Genomic DNA, 21,687 nt, shown 5'->3' on the forward strand with positions numbered 1-21,687 from the left:
TTAACCGATTACAGACCGCGTGGCGAGTGCTTTTATATAAATTTTTATAGGTTTTTTTGATGTGAAATCAATCTGTAACACAACGGTTACTTTATCAACAACTGGTAGCGATTTAAGCGTCAATTAACGGCAGGAACAGCGGCTAATTCTGGCGCTAAGGGAGATTTTAAGAGGGTTCTGACTGGACAGGCCAGGAATAACGCCATTGTCAGACGATTTGACGCATAGGTTTTTCTTTTATCAGAAAACGCTTAGTCCGCTAATAATTTATTGCAGGATTAAATAAGCGCAGGCGATCTTAAAAACAGGAAATAATCGCCCGCGCTAAACTATTACGCCTGGGGTTTATATTTTCCGGGCAGCGAACGATAGAGCCAGTTCACCAGTTTGTCGCTGGCCGGTGTTAATAACCACCAGCTCAGGCCCACCAGCACCACCGACAGCGAACCGACCGCGATATCGGTAAACCAGTGTGCGCCTGCCATTACGCGCGGTAGGGAAAAGAGCACCACAATCAGCAGGCCCATCAGGAAGGCGCGGAAGCCGAAATAGCGCCACATAAAGCAGGCGAAGATAATCAGCATCATGCCGTGGTCGCCGGGGAAGCTGTCTCGGGACGCATCTTTTGCCGGAATGCCGGTCAGTTCGCTGACGCGATGCACGTTATCAAAGAACAGCGTCGGGCTGGCATGCTTAACCGGCAGCAGATGGCCCAGCTGGTTAAGAATCACCGCCGTCAGCAGCATGGTGATACCAATCGCCAGCATACGACGTCGGCCCTGCGGCGTTTCGCGGCGCCAGAACCAAAGATAGAGCAGGCCCATCGCCAGCAGTGACACCGCGTCAAAACCGCGGAAATTGGTGATCGCCACCAGCAGCGCAAAGCCGTGATGGTCGACCATCTGGTCGTTAAAGCCAAAAAAGATGCCTTTGTCGAGAGCGAACCAGAACCCGTGCTCCGGCGGCAGATACCACGACATAAATAGCATCACACCCAGCGCATTCAGCAGCAGGATGGTGATCAAACGAGTAGTGCGCATAAAAGTAACTCAAAAAGAAAAAAATAACGGGCAAACCTACCGCAGCTAATTTAAACGAATCTTCAACAGGGCAGTCTGCAAGGCGTTCCAGTCGGCGGCCTGATGGTGGATCAATTCGATACGGCTATCCGGTGGCGTGACCGGGCGCGTTTCGATGAACAGGTCTTCGCCCTGACGGTTAATGCTGACCAGACCGTCAGCGGTACGCAGCACGCCTTTCACGCGATCCACCGGCGCAAGCCGCGCCCACTCTAAAGCCGGAATAGTATCGAACACCGTGTCACCATCGAAAATCCAGCCACAGGAAGCATAGCCCTGACCTTCATTTAACGCACGACGCCAGCGCGCTTCGCCTTCCAGTTTCAGCGCCGCCAGCCCCTGCGGACGTGACGAATGATGATGATGCGCGGCATCGGGTACCGCACGATCCGCCAATGCCGGCTGACTCAGCAACGCCGGATCAATGTTGCCCCAGCTGGCTTCCACCAGTTGACGGTCGCCCAAATGCTGCTGCTGCCAGCTCGCCAGCCGCTGACGATCTTCCGCATCCCACTTGTCGCTCTTGTTGGCGATGATGATGTCTGCGGCGATCAGCTGGTCGCGAAAGTTTTCATTCTCCGTGACGCGCGCATCGGCGAACTGACGCGGATCGAGCAGCGTCAGCGTGGCGTCCACACGGATCCACGGCTGATAGACCGCCGCGCGCAGCATATTCAGTAACTGTTTGGGATGGCCAAGACCGGTAGGTTCGATGATCAGGCGGTCTGGCTGGGTCTGCTTCAGCAGCATATTCAGCCCGACCTGCAGCGGCAGGCCGTTAACACAGCACATGCAGCCGCCGGGGATCTCTTTCAGCGTGGCGCCGCGGTCGGCGAGCAGGGCGCCGTCAATGCCGATCTCGCCAAACTCGTTGACCAGAATGGCCCACTTTTCATTGGCCGGTTTGTGCGCCAGCAGATGTAACAGGGTGGTGGTTTTACCGCTACCGAGAAAACCGGTAATCAGGTTCACGCGCGTCATGATTTACTCCGTTAAAATAGCCGCGCCGGACAACCGCATCCGGCGCGCAGGCTGTTGTTATACTATAACAATCAACCGCCGCCGGAGAAAATCGTGCGCTTAATCGGCGCGTCCCATATAACGACGCTCGGCAATATGGATACGGATGCGATCGCCATTGCTCAGGTATTCCGGCACCTGAATCGACAGGCCGGTGCTCATGCCCGCCGGTTTGGTGCGCGCACTGGCGGATGCCCCTTTGATGCCAGGTGAGGTATCAACAATCTCCATGTCTACCGTCTGCGGCAGTTCCAGCGCCAGCACCTGACCATCCATGGTAAGCACCTGGATACCGGGAATGCCGCCTTCCGGAATAAACAGCAGCTCTTCTTCGATCTGATCTTTTTTAAAGCTGTACGGCGTGTAATCTTCGTCATCCATAAACACGTATTCGTCGCCGTCGATGTATGAGAAGGTCACCGCGCGGCGGCTGAGCTGGATGGCATCAATAATGTCGTCACCCTTAAAGCGCTCTTCAACTTTCAGGCCGGTGCGCACATCGGTGAAACGCATCTTGTACAGCGTGGCGGCACCGCGCGCGCTTGGGCTCTGGACATCGATATCCTTCACCAGCAACAGTTTACCGTTCCAGGTGACGGCCATTCCTTTTTTGATTTCGTTTGCCTTTGGCATAATGCTTGACTCGCTATAACCAGGTAGATGCGCGCCAACTTACTCGCGCGGTGAAAAACAGGCAAGTGAGGCCGGTGAAAATTGTTGGTCGCGCATAGAATTCCGCGGCGCAGACTGCTATTGTCGGCCGCTAATCTTTGCAGGAGCGCATGATGTTATGTCGAGACCAGTGCGGTGCCTGTTGCACAGCCCCTTCCATCTCTTCCCCCATTCCGGGTATGCCTGACGGCAAACCGGCCAATACCCGCTGCGTTCAGCTCGACGAACAGCAGCGCTGCAAAATCTTTGGTTCGCCGCTGCGTCCGGCGGTGTGTGCCGGTTTACAGCCACAGGCGGAGATGTGTGGCAGCAGCCGCGCCGACGCCATGATCTACCTGCTGCAGCTGGAAGCGGATACCGCGCCCTGAGTTTAAGCTGACGCGAGCTGAACAGAACGCTCGTCGCAGGTGCCGCGTTACAGCAACGCGTCAGCGCGCCCGCTGTGAAAAATCCTAAATCCGCCGCGAAGTGTGCGGAGCATCAAAAATCTGCTACGCCGATTGCGCATTTTCTTGCCTGTAATCGGGTGCTGTACCATATTCCCTGAAACGTTTCAGCGTTGTCCTCCCGGCTAAGTCCGTGTCGCACAGCGTATTTTTTCGCCATCAGGCTGAAACGATTCACTTTCAGCAAGCGAGGAGAAATATGTTCCAGCTCGAAGTTCAGGCCATTCACACCGGCGCCAGCGCGTCCGATAAAGAACAGGCCATTCGTCAGGTTGCCGCTGCGCTTACCGCAGCCGGAAATGTGGCCGAAGGCTACGTCGACGGCATGCTGGCGCGCGAACAGCAAACCACCACCTTTCTCGGCAACGGCATCGCCATTCCGCACGGCACCACCGATACCCGCGATCTGGTGCTGAAAACCGGCGTGCAGGTTTATCAGTTCCCGCAGGGCGTGGACTGGGGCGATGGCCAGACGGCGTACGTCGCCATCGGCATTGCCGCTAAATCTGACGAGCACCTCGCGCTGCTGCGCCAGCTGACCCACGTATTAAGCGATGACAGCATCGCGGAGCAGCTGAAATCTGCCTCTGCTGAAGAGCTGCGCGCGCTGCTGATGGGTGAAAAGCAGGCCGCTGAATTCCAGTTCGATACGTCGCTGATCGCCACCGACGTGGCCGCCAGCGATCTGATGACGCTGCAGGCGCTGAACGCCGGTCGTCTGCAGGCGGCCGGTGCCGTCGACGCCAGCTTTGTCGCAGACGTCGTCTCGCACGCGCCGCTCAGCCTCGGTCAGGGCATCTGGCTGAGCGACAGCACGCACGGCAACCTTAACAGCGCGGTGGCAGTGAGCCGCAGCGCGACGCCGCTGACGCATCAGGGCGAACCGGTAGCGCTGCTGCTGACGGTCGCCGCCACCGATCAGCGCCCGCTTGAGGTGCTGGGCTACCTCAGCAATCTGCTGCTGAACAAGCAGGCTGAACGCCTGCTGAAAGCGGACGCGGCAGGCATTCTCGCGCTGCTGACCAGCGAAGTTGATGAAGCTGCGGACGTCTTAACCGCGGAATTCACCATCCGCAACGAGCACGGTCTGCATGCGCGTCCGGGCACCGCGCTGGTGAGCGTGATCAAGCAGTTCAACAGCGATATCACCGTGACCAATCTTGACGGCAGCGGTAAGCCGGCTAACGGGCGCAGCCTGATGAAGGTGGTCGCGCTGGGCGTGAAGAAAGGCCATCGTCTGCGCTTCACCGCCAGCGGTGACGATGCGCAGCAGGCACTGCACGCTATCGAAGAAGCCATTAATAGCGGTCTGGGCGAGGGGGCAGCATGAGTCGTCGCGTTGCCACTATCACCCTGAATCCGGCGTACGATCTGGTCGGCTACACGCCGGAGATCGAGCGCGGCGAAGTTAACCTGGTCAAAACCACCGGGCTGCACGCTGCGGGTAAAGGCATCAATGTCGCCAAAGTGCTGAAAGATCTCGGCATCGACGTCACCGTCGGCGGCTTCCTCGGTAAAGAGAATCAGGACGGCTTTCAGCAGCTGTTCAGCGAACTCGGCATCGCTAACCGTTTTCAGGTGGTGCAGGGCCGTACCCGCATTAACGTTAAGCTGACGGAAAAAGACGGCGACGTCACCGACCTCAATTTCTCGGGCTTTGACGTCACGCCACAGGACTGGGACCGCTTCACCGCCGACTCGCTGACCTGGCTGGGCCAGTTCGATATGGTGTGCGTCAGCGGCAGCCTGCCAGCCGGCGTTGCGCCGGACGCGTTCACCAAATGGATGAGCGATCTGCGCACCCACTGCCCATGCATCATTTTTGACAGCAGCCGTGAAGCGCTGGTGGCCGGTCTGAAAGCGGCACCGTGGCTGGTAAAACCCAATCGCCGCGAGCTGGAGATTTGGGCCGGCCGCAAGCTGCCGACGCTGCAGGATGTGATTGACGCCGCGCACCAGCTGCGCGAGCAGGGCATTGCCCACGTGGTGATCTCCCTCGGTGCGGAAGGCGCGCTGTGGGTCAATGCCTCTGGCGAATGGATCGCCAAACCGCCTGCGTGTGAAGTGGTCAGCACCGTAGGCGCCGGAGATTCGATGGTTGGCGGCCTGATTTATGGCCTGCTGATGCGGGAATCCAGTGAACACACGCTGCGTCTGGCGACGGCGGTGGCGGCCATGGCCGTCAGCCAAAGCAACGTCGGCGTGACCGATCGTACCCAGTTGGCCGCGATGATGGCGCGCGTCGACTTACAACCCGTTAACTAACAGCAGGAGAGCGATAATGAAAACGCTGCTGATAAAAGATTCGTCACTCGGCCTGGCATCAGGCCATTTAGCCTCGGAACGTCTGCAGGCGGCGGCAGGGCAGGCGGGACTGACGCTGGTCGACAGCGCCGCGGACGCCGAACTGGTGCTGGTGATTGGCCAGCAGGTTACCGACAACGCGCAGCTCGCCGGCAAGTCCGTTGCCCTCGTGGACGTGCAGCAGGCGCTGCGCGATCCGCAGGCGGCGCTGGCGCTGGCTAAAGATGCGGCGCAACCGTGGCAGCCGGCTGCGGCAACCCCGGCGGCAAGTGCACCGGCGCAGAGCACCGGGCAGAAACGTATTGTGGCCGTCACCGCCTGTCCGACCGGCGTGGCGCACACCTTCATGGCAGCCGAGGCGATTGAGGCGGAAGCCAGTAAGCGCGGCTGGTGGGTAAAAGTGGAAACCCGCGGCTCAGTCGGCGCTGGCAACCCGATCACCCCGGAAGAAGTGGCGGCGGCCGATCTGGTGATCGTTGCGGCGGATATCGACGTTGACCTGGCGAAATTTGCCGGCAAGCCGATGTACCGCACCTCCACCAGTCTGGCGCTGAAGAAAACCGCACAGGAGCTGGATAAAGCGCAGGCGGAAGCCAAAGTCTGGCAGCCTTCCGGCAACCAGGCGGCAGCCAGCCAGAGCGACAGCAAAGAGAAAGCCGGTGCCTATCGGCATCTGCTGACCGGCGTATCTTATATGCTGCCGATGGTGGTCGCCGGCGGTCTGAGCATTGCGCTGTCATTCGCCTTTGGGATTACCGCGTTTAAAGAGCAGGGCACCTTAGCCGCGGCGCTGATGCAGATCGGTGGCGGCAGCGCCTTTGCGCTGATGGTGCCGGTGCTGGCGGGCTTTATCGCCTTCTCGATTGCTGACCGTCCGGGCCTGACGCCGGGTCTGATTGGCGGCATGATTGCCACCAGCATCAACGCCGGTTTCCTTGGCGGCATTATCGCCGGTTTCATCGCCGGTTACGCCGCGAAACTACTGAGCAGCAAAGTGAAGCTGCCGCAAAGTATGGAAGCGCTGAAGCCGATTCTGATCATTCCGCTGGTGGCCAGTCTGATTACCGGCCTGCTGATGATTTACGTGGTAGGCAAACCGGTTGCCGGCATCATGAGCGGCCTGACCAGCTGGCTGGCGAACATGGGCACTGCTAACGCGGTCCTGCTGGGCGCGATTCTGGGCGGCATGATGTGTACCGACATGGGCGGTCCGGTGAACAAAGTGGCTTACGCGTTTGGTGTCGGTCTGCTGAGTTCGCAAACCTACGCGCCGATGGCCGCGATCATGGCGGCCGGTATGGTGCCACCGCTGGCGATGGGGCTGGCAACGCTGGTAGCGCGTCGTAAGTTCAATAAAGGTCAGCAGGAGGGCGGTAAAGCCGCGCTGGTACTCGGCCTGTGCTTTATCTCCGAAGGTGCCATTCCGTTTGCGGCGCGTGATCCGATGCGCGTGTTGCCATGCTGTATCGTGGGTGGCGCAGTGACCGGTGCGATCTCCATGGCGATGGGTGCCAAACTGATGGCGCCGCACGGCGGGCTGTTCGTCCTGCTGATTCCAGGCGCCATTACGCCGGTACTGGGTTACCTGCTGGCGATTGTGATTGGTACGCTGATTGCGGGTCTGGGCTATGCGATTCTGAAACGTCCGGAAGAGGAACTGGTCAAAGCCGCGTAACGGCAGCCAGGAACAACAAAGGGAGCCGCGGCTCCCTTTTTTTATTGGCGACAGGCCCCGGTGAAACCCGTTACGCCTGCTGCTCGGCCTTCAGCCAGGCAATTTCATCCTTCCAGATATCCGGATTGATGGTTTCGAGAATCATCGGGATACCGTCAAAACGCGCATCCTTCATCAGCCAGCTAAACGCGGTCTTGCCAATGTTGCCCTCGCCGAGGCTGTGATGGCGATCCACGCGGCTGCCGAGCGTGCTTTTGGCATCGTTAAGGTGCATACCGCGCAGATACTGAAAGCCCACCACGCGCTCAAACTCGGCAAAGGTAGCTTCACAGGCGGCTTCGCTGCGTAAATCATATCCGCCAGCGAAGGCATGGCAGGTGTCGATGCATACGCCGACGCGCGACTTATCCTCGACGTGGTCAATAATCGCCGCGAGGTGTTCAAAGCGGAAACCGAGGTTGCTGCCCTGACCGGCGGTATTCTCAATCACCGCTACCACGTTGTGGGTTTTATCCAGCGCAATGTTGATCGACTCGGCGATGCGCTTCAGGCAGGCATCTTCATCAATCTGCTGCAGGTGGCTGCCGGGATGGAAGTTGAGCAGCGTCAGACCAAGCTGTTCGGCGCGCTGCATCTCATCGATAAACGCCTCGCGCGATTTCTCCAGCGCGTCCATCACCGGGTGACCGAGGTTAATCAGATAGCTGTCGTGCGGCAGGATTTGCGCGGCGCTAAAGTTGTATTGATCGCAGGCGGTTTTAAAAGCGTCGATCACCTGCGCAGAGAGCGGCGCGGCTTTCCACTGGCGCTGATTTTTAGTGAACAGCGCAAAGGCTGTGGCTTCGATTTCATGGGCCCGGATCACTGCCTGGTCTACGCCGCCGGATGCGCTTACGTGTGCGCCGATATATTTCATGCCGCTCTCCTGAATGGGCGATTGCTGATGCAAAACGCCCATGATAGCGGATGCGCTTACGCCATGAAATGTTGCACCAGCACATTCAGTGCGCCGCCGCCAAGAATCAGCCAGATAAACATCAGCAGACCAAGCAGCAGCGGTTTGACGCCCGCCTGCTTCAGCGCGCCGAAACGGGTGGTTAAGCCCAGCGCCGCCATCGCCATCGCCAGCAGCAGATTCGCCAGCTGATTCAGTCCCGACACCACCGGCGGTGGCAGCAGGTGCAGCGAGTTAAACAGCGCCACCACAATAAACAACAGGGCAAACCACGGAAAGCGGATCGGCTGCTGTGCCTGACGCTGGTGGCTGCGCTGGCGCTGCAGCCAGCTGCCGAGGATTAGCAGAAACGGTGCCAGCATCATCACCCGCAGCATCTTGGCGATCACCGCCGTGTTCTCCGTTTCCGCGCCCATCGCATGGCCAGCCGCCACCACCTGCGCCACTTCGTGTAGCGTCGAGCCGGTAAAGACGCCAAAGTGCTGCGCGCTGACCTGTGGCAGCAGCGTCCAGAGAAACGGGTACAGCACAATGCCGACGGTGCCAAACAGCACCACGGTGGCCACCGCGACCGCCACTTTCGACGGTGCGGCTTTGATCACCGGTTCACTTGCCAGCACCGCTGCCGCACCGCAGATGCTGCTGCCGGCACCAATCAGCCACACGGTTTCGCGATCCATTTTCAGTACACGGATGCCGATCAGGCAGGTGATCAGAAAGGTTGAGCTTAGCACCAGCACATCAATCAGCACGCCGCTGACGCCGACATCGGCGATCTGCTGCACGGTGATGCGGAAGCCGTAAAGAATGATGCCGAGTCGCAGCAGTCGCTGTTTGGCCAGCAGCACCCCACTGTCGCACGGGGTCGCAACGCGGGGATATAGGCTATTACCCAGCACGATGCCGATAATGATGGCCAGCGTCAGCGCGCCGAATCCCGCGCCCGCCAGCCACGGCTGACTGGCCAGCCACGCGGCACCTGCGGCGATGGCGGCGGTCAGCAGCAGTCCCGGCAGCCAGCGATGAACATGAAAAGGGGTTTTGTTGACGCTTAGTTCAGCCATAATACGCTTCTCCTCAGTGAGGCTTTAGCGTGCGCCTGGCTGGCTTAAAAGTGAAATTGATAATATATTTATAATCAACCGGAATAAGTGATAAGGAAGGGCAACAATGTTCATGCGCTTGCGCCGCTGGGCGAAGCTCATCAAACGGGACGTGCTGACGCTGTGGTTTGCCTGTCGCGATCCGCGTACGCCGTGGTGGTTTAAGCTGCTGGCGTTTGGCATCGTCGCTTATGCGCTCAGCCCCATCGATCTGATTCCGGACTTCATCCCGATTATTGGCCTGCTGGATGACGCGATTATCATCCCGCTTGGCGTGATGATCCTGCTGCGTCTGCTGCCGCGCGACGTGCGCATCAGCAGCGCCGAACGCGCCGAGGTGCAACGGGCGCGCGGCAAAAAGATCGTCAGCTGGAGCGGCCTGATTCTGATGCTGCTGATCTGGCTGGCGGTGGTGATCTATCTGGTGAAGCGGTACGCCATGTAAGGAGCACGCATGCACATTACGCTGCGTCAGATTGAAGTGTTTACCGAGGTGCTGAAAAGCGGCTCCACCACTCAGGCCTCACAGGTGCTGGCGCTGTCGCAGTCGGCGGTCAGCGCGGCCCTGGCCGATCTGGAAAGTCAGCTCGGCGTGCAGCTGTTTGACCGCGTCGGCAAACGGCTGGTGCTCAACGAGCACGGCCGGCTGCTCTATCCGCGTGCGGTCGGGCTGCTGGAGCAGGCGATTGAGATCGAACAGCTGTTTAAAGAAGACAACGGAGCGATTCGCCTGTTTGCCAGCAGCACCATCGGCAACTATCTGCTGCCGGGGATGATCGCCGCGTATCGCCGTGATTTTCCCACGCTGCCGCTGGAGCTGAGCGTCGGCAACAGCCAGGACGCCATCAATGCGGTGGCTGATTTTCGCGTCGATATCGGCCTGATTGAAGGGCCGTGCCATGAGCCGGATATCATCAGCGAACCGTGGCTGGAAGATGAACTGGTGGTGTTCGCCGCGCCGGATGCGCCGCTGTTACAGCAGCCGGTGACGCTGGAGACGCTGGCCGCTGCGCCGTGGATCCTGCGCGAGCGCGGTTCCGGTACGCGTGAGATTGTCGATTACCTGCTGCTGTCGCACCTGCCGCAGTTTCAGCTGGGGATGGAGTTAGGCAATTCGGAGGCGATTAAACACGCGGTGCGCCACGGCATGGGCATCAGCTGCTTATCGCGCCGGGTGATTACCGATCTGCTTGAGGCGGGCACGCTGACGGAAGTGCCGGTGCCCCTGCCGCGCCTGACGCGCACCCTGTATCGCATCCATCACCGGCAGAAACATCTGTCGAAAGCGCTGAGCCGCTTCCTCGCCTATTGCCGGGAATAGCTGCGGTGTGTCCTGTGCTGTGGCTAATAATTCCCGGCCGATTATGAAGGTAACTAATAACCCGAGGCGAATGCTATACAGTGCAGGCTTTGCTGCTACAATCGCGCCTTATTTTTATCCAGCATAGCGTTTACACATGCATAATGACTCAAAAACAACACAACAACCTGGGCTGCGCCGTGAATTAAAAGCGCGCCATCTCACCATGATCGCCATTGGCGGTTCTATCGGCACCGGCCTGTTTGTCGCCTCGGGTGCCACTATCTCTCAGGCGGGTCCTGGCGGTGCGTTACTCTCCTACGCACTGATCGGCCTGATGGTCTACTTCCTGATGACCAGCCTCGGCGAACTGGCGGCGTTTATGCCGGTCTCCGGTTCCTTTGCCACCTACGGCGCCAAATATGTCGAAGAGGGCTTTGGCTTCGCGCTGGGCTGGAACTACTGGTACAACTGGGCGGTGACCATCGCTGTTGACCTCGTCGCCTCACAGCTGGTGATGAACTACTGGTTCCCGGACACGCCGGGCTGGATCTGGAGCGCGCTGTTCCTCGGTCTGATGTTCCTGCTCAACTATATTTCGGTCAAAGGCTTCGGCGAGGCGGAATACTGGTTCTCACTGATCAAAGTCGCCACCGTCATCATCTTTATTGTGGTCGGTGTGCTGATGATTACCGGCATCCTGCGCGGCGCAGAAAATGCTGGCTGGCACAACTGGACGGTGGGAGATGCGCCGTTTGCCGGCGGGTTTGCCGCGATGATTGGCGTGGCGATGATTGTCGGCTTCTCCTTCCAGGGCACCGAACTGATCGGGATTGCCGCCGGTGAATCAGAAGACCCGGCGAAGAATATTCCGCGCGCGGTGCGCCAGGTGTTCTGGCGTATTCTGCTGTTCTATGTGTTCGCGATCCTGATCATCAGCCTGATTCTGCCGTATACCGATCCGCAGCTGTTGCATAACGATGTCACCGATATCAGCGTTAGCCCGTTCACGCTGGTGTTCCAGAATGCCGGTCTGCTGTCCGCAGCGGCGGTGATGAACGCGGTGATCCTGACGGCGGTGCTGTCGGCGGGTAACTCCGGCATGTACGCCTCAACGCGCATGCTGTTTAACCTGGCGCAGGAAGGCAAGGCACCGCGCATTTTTGCGAAACTGTCGAAAGGCGGCGTACCGCGCAATGCCCTGCTGGCGACCACGGTGGTGGCAGCGCTGTGCTTCCTGACCTCGAAATTTGGCAATCAGGAAGTGTACCTGTGGCTGCTGAATACGTCAGGGATGACCGGCTTTATCGCCTGGCTCGGCATTGCTATCAGCCATTATCGCTTCCGCCGCGGCTATGTAGCGCAGGGGCTTAATCTGGCCGATCTGCCTTACCGCTCCGGCTTCTTCCCGCTGGGTCCGATGTTTGCGTTCGCGCTGTGTCTGATCATTACGCTGGGGCAGAATTATCAGGCATTCCTCGCCGATCGCATCGACTGGTACGGCGTAGCCGCAACCTATATCGGCATTCCGCTGTTCCTGGTGATCTGGCTGGGCTATAAGCTGACGCGCGGCACCCGCTTCGTGAAATACAGCGAGATGGAATTCCCTTCCTTTAAGCAGTAATGCCTGACAACGCGGCCACGGCCGCGTTTTTTTGCGAACTATTACGCTATGCAAACCTGGCGCAAACCATTCGGGCTTTGTTACAGAGACAGCATTGATAATTATTATCACCTGCTCTATTGTGGCAGCCGTTATAAGGCGACAGGAAACAGGTAGAACAATGCGTAGTACGGACTCCGCGCTGGTGGCGGAACATGGCACCGAAGCCGATACCCTGACCCGTTATCGTCAGGTTCTGCGTCAGCGACTGCTGCTGATTGGTGTGCTGGTGCTGGCGATCCTCGCTTCAGTTATCCTCGATTTCACCCTTGGCCCGGCCGGCCTGACGCTCAATACGCTGTGGCAAACGCTGCTCCATCCCGCAGCGGTGGATGCTGGCACGCGCGTGATCGTCTGGGACATCCGTCTGCCGTATGCGCTAATGGCGGTGGTGGTCGGCTTCTCACTCGGCCTCGCCGGTGCTGAAATGCAGACCATCCTCAATAACCCGCTGGCCAGCCCGTTTACGCTCGGCGTCTCGTCGGCAGCGGCGTTTGGTGCCGCGCTGGCGATCATTCTCGGCATTGGTATTCCCGGCGTGCCGGACCAGTGGCTGATCTCCGCCAATGCCTTTGTCTTCGCCTTGTTTGCCGCGCTGATGCTGGATGGCATCACGCGCTGGACCAAAGTCTCAACCTCCGGCGTGGTGCTGTTTGGCATCGCGCTGGTGTTCACCTTTAACGCCCTGGTTTCGATGATGCAGTTCATCGCCAGCGAAGATACGCTGCAGGGCCTGGTGTTCTGGACCATGGGCAGTCTGGCGCGTGCCTCATGGGAAAAACTGGGCGTGCTGAGCGCCGCCTTTGCCATCCTGCTGCCGTTCTCGATGCTCAGCAGCTGGAAACTCACGGCGCTGCGCCTGGGTGAAGATCGCGCGGTGAGCTTCGGCATTGATGTGCGGCGTCTGCGGCTGGCGACGCTGTTGCGCATCAGCATTCTCTCAGCGCTGGCGGTGGCATTCGTCGGCCCGATCGGCTTTATCGGCCTGGTCGCGCCGCACATTGCGCGCATGATGTTTGGTGAAGATCACCGCTACTATCTGCCGGCCAGTGCGCTGACCGGCGCGCTGGTGCTGTCGCTGGCGTCGGTAGCCTCGAAAAACCTCATTCCCGGCGTCATCATTCCGGTCGGCATCGTCACCTCGCTGGTGGGCGTGCCGTTCTTTCTCAGCATTATTCTGCGGCATCGGGGGACAGTGTGATGGAGCAGGGCTTACGCGTCAGCCACTTTTATGCCGGTTACCCGAAGCGGAACGTCATCGACGATCTCAATGTCACGCAGCTGCCACGCGGCAAAATCACCGTACTGCTGGGCCCCAACGGCTGCGGCAAATCGACGCTGCTGCGCGCGCTGGCCGGTCTGAGCAAAGGGCAGGGCGAGCTGTGGCTCAACGGTGAAGAGCTGATGAGCCAGCCGTTTGCCCGGCGCGCGCAGCGCGTGGTCTATCTGCCGCAGACGCTGCCAGCCGGCGTGCATCTGCACGTGCTGGAGTCGATCATCGTGGCGCAGCGTGCCTCCGGCGGATTACACAGCGCCGCCAGTGAAGCGGAAATCATGCACCTGCTGGAGCAGCTGGGCATTGCCCATCTGGCGATGCGTTATCTCGATCAGCTGTCCGGTGGCCAGAAGCAGCTGGTCGGGCTGGCGCAGTCGCTGATTCGCCGTCCGGAACTGCTGCTGCTGGATGAACCGCTCAGCGCGCTGGATTTGAATTATCAGTTCCACGTGATGGATTTGGTGCGGCGCGAAACCCGGCTGCGCAATATGGTGACGGTGGTGGTGGTGCATGACATTAACATCGCTCTGCGTCATGCCGATCACGCGCTGATGCTGAAGCAGGGGCAATTACTGGCCGACGGTGTGCCGTCGCAGGTGATTACGCCGGAGACGCTGGCGCAGGTGTATGGCGTGCGCGGTCGCATTGAGCACTGCTCACAGGGCATGCCTCAGGTAATGATTGATGGGCTGGTGGCGGAATCACTGGCCTGACGCCAGACACGTTCTGCCCCTCAGCATCAGAGGGGCAGAGAAGTGCATTACGCCAGTAAATGCTGCGCGTGGAACCGCAGATGGTCCTCCACGAAGCTGGCGATAAAGAAGTAGCTGTGGTCATACCCCGGCTGGATACGCAGCTCCAGCGGGAAGTTCTGCTCGCGCGCCACTGCTTCCAGCCGCTCCGGGCGTAGCTGATCGGCGAGGAACTGATCGCTATCGCCCTGATCGATCAGCACTGGCAGGCGATGTTCAGCGTTCTGCATCAGCAGGCAGCTATCCCACTCGCGCCACGTCTGGCGATCGTCGCCCAGATAGGCGGCAAAGGCTTTCTGTCCCCACGGCACTTCGGTCGGGTTGACGATTGGCGCAAACGCGGACGCCGACGCAAAGCGCCCGCCGAGGCGCAGCGCCAGCACCAGCGCGCCGTGGCCGCCCATCGAATGTCCCATTACCGACTGGCGATCGCTCAGCTTGAAGTTATCCGCCACCAGTGCCGGCAGCTCCTCGCTGAGATAATCGAACATGCGATAATGTGCCGCCCACGGTTGCTGCGTGGCGTTGAGATAAAACCCGGCACCCTGGCCCAGATCGTACCCGCTGTCATTGGCCACTGCATCGCCGCGCGGGCTGGTGTCCGGCATAATCAGCACCAGACCGAGTTCGGCCGCCACGCGCTGCGCACCGGCTTTGGTGGTGAAGTTCTCATCGTTGCAGGTCAGCCCGGCGAGAAACCACACCACCGGCGGTGGCGCGTCGTCGCGCGGCGGTGGCAGAAAAATGCTGAACGTCATCGGGCAGTTGAGCACGGCGGATTGATGACGCCAGCGCTGCTGCCAGCCGCCAAAAATACGGTGTTCTTCCAGCAGCTCCAGAGTGGATGCCATGTCGCCTCCTGCTTATTTATTAAAATGCACCACGGAACGGATCGATTTGCCTTCATGCATCAGCTCAAATGCCTCGTTGATCTCTTCCAGCGGCATGGTGTGAGTGATGAAATCATTCAGCGCAAACTTACCGTCGAGGTAATCCTGCACGATTCCCGGCAGCTGAGTACGTCCTTTCACGCCGCCAAACGCCGACCCGCGCCATACGCGACCGGTAACCAGCTGGAACGGCCGGGTAGAAATCTCTTCGCCGGCACCGGCAACGCCGATAATCACTGATTCGCCCCAGCCTTTATGGCAGCACTCCAGCGCGGAACGCATCACGTTGACATTACCGATACACTCAAACGAGAAGTCCACGCCGCCGTCGGTCATCTCGACGATAACCTCCTGAATTGGCTTAGCAAAATCTTTCGGATTAACCAGGTCGGTTGCGCCCAATTTGCGCGCCAGGTCAAACTTGCTGGTGTTGATATCAATACCGATGATGCGACCGGCCTTCGCCATTTTCGCCCCAATGATTGCCGACAGGCCAATACCGCCGAGGCCGAAAATCGCCACGGTGTCGCCTTCTTTCACTTTGGCGGTGTTCATCACCGCGCCCATGCCGGTGGTCACGCCACAGCCGAGCAGGCACACTTCTTCCAGCGGCGCTTCTTTGCTGATTTTCGCCAGGGAGATTTCCGGTACGACGGTGTACTCAGAGAAGGTCGAGGTGCCCATGTAATGGAAGATTGGCTTGCCGTCTTTGAAGAAGCGGGTGGTGCCGTCGGGCATCAGCCCTTTGCCCTGCGTGGTGCGGATTGCCTGACACAGGTTGGTTTTGCCGGAGAGACAGAATTTACACTTGCCGCACTCTGGCGTGTACAGCGGGATCACGTGATCGCCGACCGCGACGCTGGTAACGCCTTCGCCCACCGCTTCAACCACGCCGCCACCTTCGTGACCGAGGATCGCCGGGAATACGCCTTCCGGATCTTTACCTGACAAGGTGTAAGCATCGGTATGGCACACGCCGGTGGCAACGATGCGCACCAGCACTTCCCCTTTCTGTGGCGGCATCAGATCCACTTCTTCAATCTTCAGCGGTTCGCCAGCAGCCCAGGCCACGGCCGCGCGGGTTTTAATCATGTTCATGCAATCCCTCTTCCTGTGATGTCGTGATTGGATAAAAAATAACGCTTACTCAGCGGCCTGCAGCGGATGCAGCAGTTCATCGTTGAGCGGGCGGTCATCAAACATTTCAATAATCAGATACTTCAGCGCCTCAACGTTGGGCGTAAAGGCGTCGCGGCGCCACATCAGCCAGGTGGCCGTGTCGCGCCAGGTCGGCGGCAGGCTGTGCTGCTGCACGCGCGCGCGGGCCGGCATCTGCGCCAGCACCGAGGCGGGAATCATCGCCACGCCGCCGCCACCGGCTACGCAGGCGACCATGGCGTGATAAGACTGAATCTCCATAACGCTGTGCGGTGCGCTCTGGCTGTCGCGATACCAGGACTCCAGCCGGGTGCGGTACGAGCAGCTGTTGCCAAAGGCAAACAGCGTATCGCCCTGCGTATCGCGGGCGCTGTGAATCGGCGCGTGTTCGAGGCTGGTGATCAGCACCATCTCTTCACGAAAGGCGATGCAGCCATTCAGGTCGTCATGACTGGCCGGACCGTCCACCAGCGCGGCCGCCAGCGTGCCAGCGCGCACTTTATCGATGATATCGCCTGAGGTGCCGGTCACCAGCGACAGCGCGACGTTGGGGAAGCGCTGATGATAGGCGGCCAGCAATCCCGGCAGGCGAGTGGCGGCGGTGCTCTCCATCGAACCGAAGGCAAAGTTACCACCGGGTTCACCGGCGCGCGCCATGTTCAGCGCCTCGTCGCTCAATGCCAGAATACGCTGCGCATAATTGAGGAAATTGTGGCCCATCGGCGACAAACGAATGCGCTGCTTCTCACGAATAAACAGATCGACGCCGATTTCTTCTTCCAGCTGTCGCAGTCGCGTGGTGAGATTAGACGGCACGCGATGCAGCATTTCGGCGGCGCGCGCCAGTGAGCCGGTTTCGGCCACGGAACAGAACATGCGGAGCTGTACTAAATCCATATTCTCTTCTCGTAAACAACTTGGTTAATATTATTCACTTTTCGTGAGTCTAAACGTCATGCATGCTGCTGACAAGTGATAATCCAATCGATCCGGAGTCAGAATGGCGTGGCGAGTCGCGCTTAGCGCGTTTTTAAGTTTAGTGGTTGCAATGGGGATTGGGCGATTTGCGTTTACCCCGCAGGTGCCGCTGATGATTCACGACGGTCAGCTCACGCTCGCCAGCGCCAGCCTGGTCGCCGCGCTGAACTATCTCGGTTATCTGGCCGGATCGTTTGACGCGATGCGTGCGCAGCGGCGCGTGGAGTGGCGGCTGCAGCTGGGCGTCTGGGGTGCCGTCGCGCTGACGTTGCTGTCCGCCTGTATCAGCGGGCCGTGGCTGCATGCGGTGGTGCGTTTCCTGATCGGTGTCGCCAGCGGCTGGGCAATGGTGCTGGTGGCAGCATGGAGCAATGAGCAACTGCTGCATCACAGCCGGCCGGGCCTGTCGGCAGCGGTGTTTGCCGGTCCCGGCACCGGCATCTTCATCAGCGGCATGCTGGCGGTAATGCTGCACGCCAGCGGCGTGAGCGCGGCGTTTGCCTGGGCGGCGTACGGTGTGCTGGCGCTGCTGCTGATTGCCGCGATTGCGCGTTTCCTGCCGCGCAGCGGACAGCTGCATCGCCCGCAACAGGCCGCTGAGCCGCTGCTGCTGACGCGTGACCTGAAGCGTCTGATCCTCAGCTACAGCCTCGCCGGCTTTGGCTATATTCTGCCCGCCACCTTCCTGTCGCAAATGGCGGCGGCGCGCTTCCCTGATAGCGCTTTTGCGCAGTTTGTCTGGCCGGTGTTTGGCGGGGCGGCGGTGATCGGCATCGTGCTGGGGATCGTGACGCGCCACTGGGGCAGCAGCCATCGGCGGCTGGCGCTGGTGCTGTGGGCGCAGGCGCTGGGCGTAATCGCGGCCATCGTACTGCCGGGCATCAACGGTCTGCTGCTGGCGGCGCTGCTGATTGGCGGCGGCTTTCTCTGCGTGGTGCAGCTGTCGCTGCAGTACAGCCGGGAGCTGGCGCCGCACCACGCGCGCTATCTCGCCGGCCTGCTCACAACCGGTTATGCCATCGGACAGCTCGGTGGACCGCTGCTGTCCTGGATTTCCAGCCTGCTGTGGCACCGGCTCGATCCGGCGCTGTGGGTGGCCGGAGGCGGGTTGCTGCTGGCGGGGGCGCTGGTGATGCGGCGATCGCCCACCTGAAACGCTTTCATTTCCAATCGGATTGATTGCTGGATTAAGCGCGCGTTGTGTTTCACAATACGCGCTCAGAATTTCCCCCGCAGGCGCAGACCTGCGGGCGCATCACCTGCCGGAGAAGAGTACGATGAGCACCTTAAGTCAGGAAGCCGCCCTGGTTCACGAAGCACTGCTGGCGCGTGGCCTGGAAACGCCATTACGCGCCCCGGTGCGCGACATGGACGACGCGTCACGCAAGCGCGAGATCGCCGGCCACATGACCCAGATTATGCAGCTGCTGAATCTGGACCTGGAAGACGACAGCCTGATGGAGACGCCGCACCGCATCGCCAGGATGTACGTCGACGAAATCTTTTCAGGTCTGGATTACGCCAACTTCCCGAAAATCACCGTCATCGAAAACAAGATGAAGGTGGACGAAATGGTCACCGTGCGTGATATCACCCTGACCAGCACCTGTGAACACCACTTCGTGATCATCGACGGCAAAGCCACCGTGGCCTATATCCCTAAAGACAAGGTAATTGGCCTGTCGAAGATCAACCGTATCGTTCAGTTCTTCGCCCAGCGTCCGCAGGTGCAGGAGCGTTTAACCCAGCAGGTGCTGGTGGCGCTGCAAACTCTGCTGGGCACCAATAACGTGGCGGTGTCGATCGATGCGGTGCACTACTGCGTGAAAGCGCGCGGCGTCAAAGATGCGACCAGCGCGACCACCACCACTTCACTTGGCGGATTGTTCAAATCGAGCCAGAACACGCGTCAGGAGTTCCTGCGCGCGGTACGCCACAGCTAAGCAGCGCGGGCGGCGTCGTTGTCGCCCGTGTTCCTCTCACCGTCAGGGCACTCGATGCAACGCTATCTCGCGCTGGATTTCATTCGTGGTTGCGCCATTCTCGGCATATTGCTGCTGAATATTGTCGGCTTTGGTCTGCCCTCGGCGGCCTATCTCAATCCGGCCTGGCAGGGTGAAGCCTCCGTTTCTGATGCCTGGACCTGGGCAATCATGGATGGCCTGGCGCAGCTAAAATTCCTGACGCTGTTTGCGCTGCTGTTTGGTGCCGGACTGGCACTGCAGGTGCCGCGCGGCAGCCGCTGGATCTCCTCACGCTTAACGCTGCTGGTCTTCATCGGGTTCATCCACGCGGTGTTCCTGTGGGAAGGCGACATCCTGCTGGATTATGGCCTGATTGGGTTGATTGTCTGGCGCATGCTGCGTGATGTGCCGTCGGAGCGGGCGCTATTACATACCGGCGTGCTGCTCTATCTGGTGGGCTGTGCCGTGCTGCTGGTGTTTGGCGTCATCTCCAGTCCGCAGCCGACGCGTTCGTGGCTGCCGGGCGCGGCAGATCTGGAGTATGAGAGCTACTGGAAACTGGTCGGCGGCTGGGAAGCGGTGCAGAATCGCCTCGAACACCTGTCATCCGGCCTGATGGCGCTGGCTTCGCAGTATGGCTGGCAGCTGGCCGGGCTGATGCTGATCGGTGCCGCGTTGATGCGCAGCGGCTGGCTGAGCGGCCAGTTTAGTCTGCAACACTACCGACGCGCGGCGGCGCTGTTACTGACCATCGGCTGGCTGATTGCCATACCCGGCGTGCTGGCACAGTGGTTGCTACAGTGGGAATTTCGCTGGAGCGGCTTTTTCCTGCAGGTGCCACGCGATCTCGCCAGTCCGTTTATCAGCCTTGGCTACGCTGCGCTCTGTCTCGGTTACTGGCCGGCCATCGCCGCCACGCGGTTCAGTTACGCCATTCAGTGCGTCGGCCGCATGGCGCTGAGCAATTATCTGCTGCAGACGCTAATCTGCACCACGCTGTTCTATCGCTTCGATCTGTTCCTCAAATTTGACCGCCTGCAACTACTGGATTTTGTACCGGCTATCTGGCTGGTCAATATTCTGTTCTCCGTGCTGTGGCTGCGCGTCTTCCCGCAGGGACCGATGGAGTGGATCTGGCGCCGGCTGACGCAGCTCGCCGCCGGAAAAGCGGACAACGCGTCCGCCGGCAGATAATGATGTTCATCACAAAGGTTGCATAATTGTATGTAACCGTTTTCATCCGTGTGACGTAATTCACGCAGCTGTTTCCGATGCCCTGACAGAATAGCGCCGTTACGCGCCAGTCGCGCATTTTCTCCTCTGTGGAACAACTGCATGATAACGATTCGTGATGTCGCCCGTCAGGCCGGGGTTTCCGTTGCCACCGTGTCGCGGGTGCTCAATAACAGCAGTGCAGTCACCTCTGATACCCGCGAAGCCGTGCTGCAGGCGGTTGAATTGCTCGGCTACCGGCCGAATGCTAACGCGCAGGCGCTGGCTACCCAGGTGAGCGATACCATCGGCGTGGTGGTCATGGACGTTTCCGATCCCTTCTTTGGTGCGCTGGTTAAAGCGGTGGATACCGTGGCGCAGCGCATGCACAAGCATGTGCTCATCAGCAATTCGTGGCATCAGGAAGAGAAAGAACGCCATGCCATTGAGGTGCTGATCCGCCAGCGCTGCAACGCGCTGGTGGTGCACGCGAAAACGCTTACAGACGCGGAGCTTGCCCGGTTTATGGATCAGGTTCCCGGTATGGTATTGATTAATCGTACTATTCCCGGTTACGAGCACCGCTGCGTCTGCCTCGACAATGTTACCGGGGCGCAGGTAGCGACGCGTATGCTGTTACAGCAGGGCCATCAGCGCATTGGATACCTCAGCTCCAGCCATCCGATTGAGGACGTGGCGCAGCGCCGCGACGGCTGGCTGCAGGCGCTGGCGGAGCAGGGCATCCGCCCGCCGGAGGGCTGGATTGCACATGCCGAACCGGACATGCAGGGCGGTGAAGCCGCGATGGTGGAACTGCTGGGGCGCAATCTGCACCTCACTGCGGTGTTCTCCTATAACGATGGCATGGCGGCCGGTGCGCTCACTGCGCTGAAAGATAACGGTATTCAGGTGCCGCAGCATTTCTCTGTCATCGGCTTCGATGATATCCCCATTTCCCGCTACACCGACCCGCAATTGACCACGGTACGCTATCCCATTGTTTCTATGGCGAAACTGGCGACTGAGCTGGCCCTGCAGGGCGCAGCAGGCACGCTCGATCCGCACGCCGCGCACTGCTTCATGCCTACGCTGGTGCGGCGCCATTCAGTGGCGCAGCGGCAAATTGTGGAGTCGGTCACTAATTCAGGCGATAGCGCCGTGTAACCGTTTCCAATCTGTGATTGTATTCACAGTTAATTAACATGGCGCTCACTATGATGGCAGCGTCTTACCGGACTGA

The 21,687-nt window shown here is 59.7% G+C and carries 21 protein-coding genes; 13 read left to right on the forward strand and 8 right to left on the reverse strand.

From position 1 onward, the window contains the following. Positions 1-332 precede the first annotated feature (332 nt). The 3 genes from QMM04_RS11680 to yeiP all read right to left on the reverse strand — a co-directional run bounded on the left by QMM04_RS11680 (position 333) and on the right by yeiP (position 2,732). A complete protein-coding gene (locus QMM04_RS11680; protein ID WP_058769930.1) occupies positions 333-1,040 on the reverse strand; it encodes a phosphatase PAP2 family protein in 708 nt (235 codons plus the stop codon). A 45-nt stretch (positions 1,041-1,085) separates the two neighbouring features. Further along, complete coding sequence (locus QMM04_RS11685) at positions 1,086-2,060, reverse strand: GTP-binding protein (protein WP_282996227.1); 975 nt, start codon at positions 2,058-2,060, stop codon at positions 1,086-1,088. 99 nt (positions 2,061-2,159) lie between these two features. After that, on the reverse strand, positions 2,160-2,732 hold the full coding sequence (yeiP, locus tag QMM04_RS11690; RefSeq protein ID WP_031280049.1) for an elongation factor P-like protein YeiP: 573 nt from the start codon (positions 2,730-2,732) through the stop codon (positions 2,160-2,162). Between the two features lie 152 nt (positions 2,733-2,884). On the opposite strand from yeiP, the gene QMM04_RS11695 reads away from it, so the two are divergent. From QMM04_RS11695 to fruA, 4 genes are all read left to right on the forward strand, one after another. After that, positions 2,885-3,139 carry a YkgJ family cysteine cluster protein gene (locus QMM04_RS11695; protein WP_058775788.1) on the forward strand — a complete coding sequence of 85 codons (255 nt, stop codon included), beginning with the start codon at positions 2,885-2,887 and terminating at the stop codon, positions 3,137-3,139. Positions 3,140-3,416: 277 nt separating this feature from the next. Beyond that, positions 3,417-4,547 carry a fused PTS fructose transporter subunit IIA/HPr protein gene (gene fruB / locus QMM04_RS11700; RefSeq protein ID WP_058769932.1) on the forward strand — a complete coding sequence of 377 codons (1,131 nt, stop codon included), beginning with the start codon at positions 3,417-3,419 and terminating at the stop codon, positions 4,545-4,547. Then, positions 4,544-5,482 carry a 1-phosphofructokinase gene (gene fruK, locus QMM04_RS11705; protein ID WP_021509266.1) on the forward strand — a complete coding sequence of 313 codons (939 nt, stop codon included), beginning with the start codon at positions 4,544-4,546 and terminating at the stop codon, positions 5,480-5,482. The genes fruB and fruK overlap by 4 nt, the downstream gene beginning before the upstream one ends. A 16-nt stretch (positions 5,483-5,498) precedes the next feature. Beyond that, on the forward strand, positions 5,499-7,196 hold the full coding sequence (fruA, locus tag QMM04_RS11710; RefSeq protein WP_215480501.1) for a PTS fructose transporter subunit IIBC: 1,698 nt from the start codon (positions 5,499-5,501) through the stop codon (positions 7,194-7,196). A 70-nt stretch (positions 7,197-7,266) separates the two neighbouring features. Here fruA and nfo read toward each other — a convergent pair whose 3' ends face one another. Further along, the gene (nfo, locus tag QMM04_RS11715) at positions 7,267-8,112 is read right to left on the reverse strand and encodes a deoxyribonuclease IV (protein ID WP_058775787.1); all 846 of its coding nucleotides are present in this window, start codon (positions 8,110-8,112) and stop codon (positions 7,267-7,269) included. 56 nt (positions 8,113-8,168) lie between these two features. Next, positions 8,169-9,215, reverse strand: a complete 1,047-nt coding sequence (locus tag QMM04_RS11720) for a YeiH family putative sulfate export transporter (RefSeq protein WP_150361310.1) — start codon at positions 9,213-9,215, stop codon at positions 8,169-8,171. Positions 9,216-9,321: 106 nt separating this feature from the next. Here QMM04_RS11720 and QMM04_RS11725 point away from each other — a divergent pair, with 106 nt between their 5' ends. The 5 genes from QMM04_RS11725 (at position 9,322) to QMM04_RS11745 (ending at position 14,206) form a co-directional block, all read left to right on the forward strand. Beyond that, complete coding sequence (locus tag QMM04_RS11725) at positions 9,322-9,699, forward strand: YkvA family protein (RefSeq protein ID WP_058757253.1); 378 nt, start codon at positions 9,322-9,324, stop codon at positions 9,697-9,699. Positions 9,700-9,708: 9 nt separating this feature from the next. After that, positions 9,709-10,575: a DNA-binding transcriptional regulator YeiE gene (gene yieE / locus QMM04_RS11730; protein WP_058775786.1), complete on the forward strand. Its 867-nt coding sequence runs from the start codon at positions 9,709-9,711 to the stop codon at positions 10,573-10,575. Positions 10,576-10,711: 136 nt separating this feature from the next. Continuing rightward, positions 10,712-12,178: an amino acid permease gene (locus QMM04_RS11735; protein ID WP_021509272.1), complete on the forward strand. Its 1,467-nt coding sequence runs from the start codon at positions 10,712-10,714 to the stop codon at positions 12,176-12,178. Positions 12,179-12,338: 160 nt separating this feature from the next. Then, positions 12,339-13,418 (forward strand): iron ABC transporter permease, encoded by a 1,080-nt coding sequence (locus QMM04_RS11740; protein WP_058769937.1) that lies wholly within the window; start codon positions 12,339-12,341, stop codon positions 13,416-13,418. After that, positions 13,418-14,206, forward strand: a complete 789-nt coding sequence (locus QMM04_RS11745) for an ABC transporter ATP-binding protein (RefSeq protein WP_021509274.1) — start codon at positions 13,418-13,420, stop codon at positions 14,204-14,206. The genes QMM04_RS11740 and QMM04_RS11745 overlap by 1 nt, the downstream gene beginning before the upstream one ends. Positions 14,207-14,253: 47 nt before the next feature. On the opposite strand, the gene fghA is transcribed toward QMM04_RS11745, so the two are convergent. The 3 genes from fghA to QMM04_RS11760 are packed head-to-tail and all read right to left on the reverse strand — an operon-like array spanning position 14,254 to position 17,190. Beyond that, positions 14,254-15,096 carry an S-formylglutathione hydrolase gene (fghA, locus tag QMM04_RS11750; RefSeq protein WP_021509275.1) on the reverse strand — a complete coding sequence of 281 codons (843 nt, stop codon included), beginning with the start codon at positions 15,094-15,096 and terminating at the stop codon, positions 14,254-14,256. A gap of 12 nt (positions 15,097-15,108) precedes the next feature. Then, the gene (locus QMM04_RS11755) at positions 15,109-16,233 is read right to left on the reverse strand and encodes an S-(hydroxymethyl)glutathione dehydrogenase/class III alcohol dehydrogenase (RefSeq protein ID WP_021509276.1); all 1,125 of its coding nucleotides are present in this window, start codon (positions 16,231-16,233) and stop codon (positions 15,109-15,111) included. Positions 16,234-16,278: 45 nt separating this feature from the next. Next, the gene (locus QMM04_RS11760) at positions 16,279-17,190 is read right to left on the reverse strand and encodes a LysR family transcriptional regulator (RefSeq protein ID WP_058757258.1); all 912 of its coding nucleotides are present in this window, start codon (positions 17,188-17,190) and stop codon (positions 16,279-16,281) included. Positions 17,191-17,293: 103 nt separating this feature from the next. Between QMM04_RS11760 and QMM04_RS11765 the strand changes: the two genes are divergently transcribed. The 4 genes from QMM04_RS11765 (at position 17,294) to galS (ending at position 21,611) form a co-directional block, all read left to right on the forward strand. Then, a complete protein-coding gene (locus tag QMM04_RS11765; RefSeq protein WP_262257586.1) occupies positions 17,294-18,424 on the forward strand; it encodes an MFS transporter in 1,131 nt (376 codons plus the stop codon). A 124-nt stretch (positions 18,425-18,548) separates the two neighbouring features. Continuing rightward, positions 18,549-19,214, forward strand: a complete 666-nt coding sequence (gene folE / locus QMM04_RS11770; protein WP_215480499.1) for a GTP cyclohydrolase I FolE — start codon at positions 18,549-18,551, stop codon at positions 19,212-19,214. A gap of 54 nt (positions 19,215-19,268) precedes the next feature. Then, on the forward strand, positions 19,269-20,429 hold the full coding sequence (gene yeiB, locus QMM04_RS11775) for a DUF418 domain-containing protein YeiB (RefSeq protein ID WP_282996230.1): 1,161 nt from the start codon (positions 19,269-19,271) through the stop codon (positions 20,427-20,429). Positions 20,430-20,570: 141 nt separating this feature from the next. Then, positions 20,571-21,611 (forward strand): HTH-type transcriptional regulator GalS, encoded by a 1,041-nt coding sequence (gene galS / locus QMM04_RS11780; RefSeq protein ID WP_150058672.1) that lies wholly within the window; start codon positions 20,571-20,573, stop codon positions 21,609-21,611. Positions 21,612-21,687: the final 76 nt, after the last annotated feature.

This window comes from Pantoea sp. Pa-EAmG (assembly GCF_030024295.1).
Taxonomy (GTDB): domain Bacteria; phylum Pseudomonadota; class Gammaproteobacteria; order Enterobacterales; family Enterobacteriaceae; genus Pantoea; species Pantoea dispersa.

Excerpts from the sequence above, each read along its gene's own strand:
- QMM04_RS11680 (WP_058769930.1), bottom strand. The coding sequence starts at position 1,040 with ATGCGCACTACTCGTTTGATCACCATCCTGCTGCTGAATGCGCTGGGT.
- QMM04_RS11685 (WP_282996227.1), bottom strand. The coding sequence starts at position 2,060 with ATGACGCGCGTGAACCTGATTACCGGTTTTCTCGGTAGCGGTAAAACC.
- yeiP (WP_031280049.1), bottom strand. The coding sequence starts at position 2,732 with ATGCCAAAGGCAAACGAAATCAAAAAAGGAATGGCCGTCACCTGGAAC.
- QMM04_RS11695 (WP_058775788.1), top strand. The coding sequence starts at position 2,885 with ATGTTATGTCGAGACCAGTGCGGTGCCTGTTGCACAGCCCCTTCCATC.
- fruB (WP_058769932.1), top strand. The coding sequence starts at position 3,417 with ATGTTCCAGCTCGAAGTTCAGGCCATTCACACCGGCGCCAGCGCGTCC.
- fruK (WP_021509266.1), top strand. The coding sequence starts at position 4,544 with ATGAGTCGTCGCGTTGCCACTATCACCCTGAATCCGGCGTACGATCTG.
- fruA (WP_215480501.1), top strand. The coding sequence starts at position 5,499 with ATGAAAACGCTGCTGATAAAAGATTCGTCACTCGGCCTGGCATCAGGC.
- nfo (WP_058775787.1), bottom strand. The coding sequence starts at position 8,112 with ATGAAATATATCGGCGCACACGTAAGCGCATCCGGCGGCGTAGACCAG.
- QMM04_RS11720 (WP_150361310.1), bottom strand. The coding sequence starts at position 9,215 with ATGGCTGAACTAAGCGTCAACAAAACCCCTTTTCATGTTCATCGCTGG.
- QMM04_RS11725 (WP_058757253.1), top strand. The coding sequence starts at position 9,322 with ATGTTCATGCGCTTGCGCCGCTGGGCGAAGCTCATCAAACGGGACGTG.
- yieE (WP_058775786.1), top strand. The coding sequence starts at position 9,709 with ATGCACATTACGCTGCGTCAGATTGAAGTGTTTACCGAGGTGCTGAAA.
- QMM04_RS11735 (WP_021509272.1), top strand. The coding sequence starts at position 10,712 with ATGCATAATGACTCAAAAACAACACAACAACCTGGGCTGCGCCGTGAA.
- QMM04_RS11740 (WP_058769937.1), top strand. The coding sequence starts at position 12,339 with ATGCGTAGTACGGACTCCGCGCTGGTGGCGGAACATGGCACCGAAGCC.
- QMM04_RS11745 (WP_021509274.1), top strand. The coding sequence starts at position 13,418 with ATGGAGCAGGGCTTACGCGTCAGCCACTTTTATGCCGGTTACCCGAAG.
- fghA (WP_021509275.1), bottom strand. The coding sequence starts at position 15,096 with ATGGCATCCACTCTGGAGCTGCTGGAAGAACACCGTATTTTTGGCGGC.
- QMM04_RS11755 (WP_021509276.1), bottom strand. The coding sequence starts at position 16,233 with ATGAACATGATTAAAACCCGCGCGGCCGTGGCCTGGGCTGCTGGCGAA.
- QMM04_RS11760 (WP_058757258.1), bottom strand. The coding sequence starts at position 17,190 with ATGGATTTAGTACAGCTCCGCATGTTCTGTTCCGTGGCCGAAACCGGC.
- QMM04_RS11765 (WP_262257586.1), top strand. The coding sequence starts at position 17,294 with ATGGCGTGGCGAGTCGCGCTTAGCGCGTTTTTAAGTTTAGTGGTTGCA.
- folE (WP_215480499.1), top strand. The coding sequence starts at position 18,549 with ATGAGCACCTTAAGTCAGGAAGCCGCCCTGGTTCACGAAGCACTGCTG.
- yeiB (WP_282996230.1), top strand. The coding sequence starts at position 19,269 with ATGCAACGCTATCTCGCGCTGGATTTCATTCGTGGTTGCGCCATTCTC.
- galS (WP_150058672.1), top strand. The coding sequence starts at position 20,571 with ATGATAACGATTCGTGATGTCGCCCGTCAGGCCGGGGTTTCCGTTGCC.